Genomic DNA, 1,856 nt, shown 5'->3' with positions numbered 1-1,856 from the left:
GCAGTTTGTGACCACATCGCCAAGCATCAAGACGACACGCAGATCGTACACTTCTACAAAGGGCAATCTATTCCGCAACTGGGCGATTTTGACGTTTTGCTAGTGATGGGCACCCGATGGATGTTGGGAGGTCAATGCCAATCCTTGGCTAACGTTCGAAAAGCAAACCATCAGCACATGGGTGCATGATTTCAATCGACCGTATTTTGGCAATAGTCATAGGCATCAGCTTTGATCGGATCCGCGGAACACGTAACGTGATTTCCGCAAAGCGTCTTTACGTATACCCAGCACCTGCTTCCAACCGCCAATCTGGAACGTCATTGACCAGCATAAGCGCAGCCCGGCGAAGCGTCGCGCGCATCTTTTCCACAACCGGGCCGGTCAATTCGCAGTCCGCCAATGCGGCATCGAAAGTGTCAAGCCAAAGCTCTGCGTCGGCCTTTCGGATGGGGATATGCGCATGGATTTCGCGCAGGTCCATATGGCCGAAACGTTCACGATAATAGGAGCGTCCGCCGAGAAACCCGCTGAGAAATTCAAATTGAGCTTGTCTGGTGTGGTTTAGCCCATGTCCCCGAAAATGCAGCCTGTGCAACGAATGCGCTGCCGGATCCGTTTCCATCCGGTCATAGAAACGCTCGACCAGAGCGCGCAGTTGGGTCTCACCACCAAGTTGCTCTATCGCAGATTCCATGTGCTGCCTTTCTGTATCTCTGGCACCTGCAATATTGCATAACAGGAAAATAAGTTTATCAACAGTGACATTCTGACATACTCATGCTCGGAAGCGGAACCAGGTGAAATCAGTGATGGTGATGACGGAATGAACGCTCTGGTGCTTGGCCTCTTGGCGGCACTTTGCTGGGGGGTACACGATCTGGCAGTGCGCTATGTCAGCCAGTCTGTCAGCGTGATTGCTTCGCTCATGGCTGTGCTGGTTTCGGGTGCAGTGCTGCAACTTGGTTTGGTTGCGATGATGGGTGAAGTCGACCCAATTCCTGGCACGGCATTGATCAGCGCTGTTGCTGCAGGGGGGTGTTATCTGCTGGCGGGCGTCTGCATGTACGCCGCTTTTCAACGCGGCCCGGTCCGGCTGGTTGCTCCGATTGTTGCAAACTATCCGGTGTTGTCCGTCTCACTGGCCATCTGGCGCGGCGCAACGGTCAGCCCGTTACACTGGCTTGCCGTCATCGCGATTGGTGTTGGCGTTTCTGTTGTGGCTGCCCAATCTGAACGCGACGCAACCGAATACCCAGCAACTGGCCCGACGGTGGTGCTATCGATACTTGCAGCAATCGGGTTCGCCGCCACCTTTGCGCTAGGACAATATGCAACCGAACATAATGACGAATACTCAATCTCTCTGGTTATTCGGCTGACGGCAGTTTTTGCCCTGGGCATGATCGCCCTGGCATCCGGCAGATCAATCTGGCCCGGGCGGCGGGCTCTGCCGCTTCTCTGTGTCATGGGTGTTCTGGATGCTGTTGCCATCCTTTGTGTGATCGCGGCGGGCGGGTTGCCGAATGCGCAATTTGCCTCGGTGACAGCGTCCGTCTTTGGGCTGCTAACGGTTATGTTGGCTTGGGCTGTCTTGCGTGAAAAGATGGTGCCACGCCAATGGCTTGGATGTTTGGTTGCGTTTGCGGGAATAGGCTATCTGGCGCTCTGAGACGACCATTCCGAAAGCTCTTTTAAACAAGGTAATACCTGTTTCGTTGGGGCGCATTTTTTGCGCCCCAACGGTATGCTCAGGTTGTGAGGCCTTCTGGTTCTGGCAGTTTGTTTGCGCGGCAGGCGGCGGTGAGTGTGTTGGCCAGCAGGCAGGCGATGGTCATGGGGCCTACGCCGCCGGG

At 55.1% G+C, this 1,856-nt stretch carries 2 protein-coding genes and 2 pseudogenes; 2 read left to right on the top strand and 2 right to left on the bottom strand.

The genetic code is table 11. The annotated features are described in order from the left end of the window. A pseudogene (locus tag QMP16_RS23475) lies at nucleotides 1-189 on the top strand (hypothetical protein); the annotation flags it as partial. Between the two features lie 88 nt (nucleotides 190-277). Here the strand turns inward: QMP16_RS23475 and QMP16_RS23470 are convergent. Continuing rightward, nucleotides 278-697 (bottom strand): group II truncated hemoglobin, encoded by a 420-nt coding sequence (locus QMP16_RS23470; protein ID WP_282154379.1) that lies wholly within the window; start codon nucleotides 695-697, stop codon nucleotides 278-280. Between the two features lie 129 nt (nucleotides 698-826). On the opposite strand from QMP16_RS23470, the gene QMP16_RS23465 reads away from it, so the two are divergent. Next, nucleotides 827-1,672, top strand: coding sequence for a DMT family transporter (locus tag QMP16_RS23465; RefSeq protein ID WP_282154378.1), 846 nt, complete (start codon nucleotides 827-829; stop codon nucleotides 1,670-1,672). Nucleotides 1,673-1,751: 79 nt separating this feature from the next. Here QMP16_RS23465 and QMP16_RS23460 read toward each other — a convergent pair. Then, nucleotides 1,752-1,856, bottom strand: a pseudogene (locus tag QMP16_RS23460) (bifunctional methylenetetrahydrofolate dehydrogenase/methenyltetrahydrofolate cyclohydrolase); the annotation flags it as partial.

The organism is Ruegeria atlantica (assembly GCF_947495585.1).
Taxonomy (GTDB): domain Bacteria; phylum Pseudomonadota; class Alphaproteobacteria; order Rhodobacterales; family Rhodobacteraceae; genus Ruegeria; species Ruegeria atlantica_G.
Note: the sequence above shows the minus strand (reverse complement) of the source record. Positions and strands in the feature narration are given on the sequence as shown.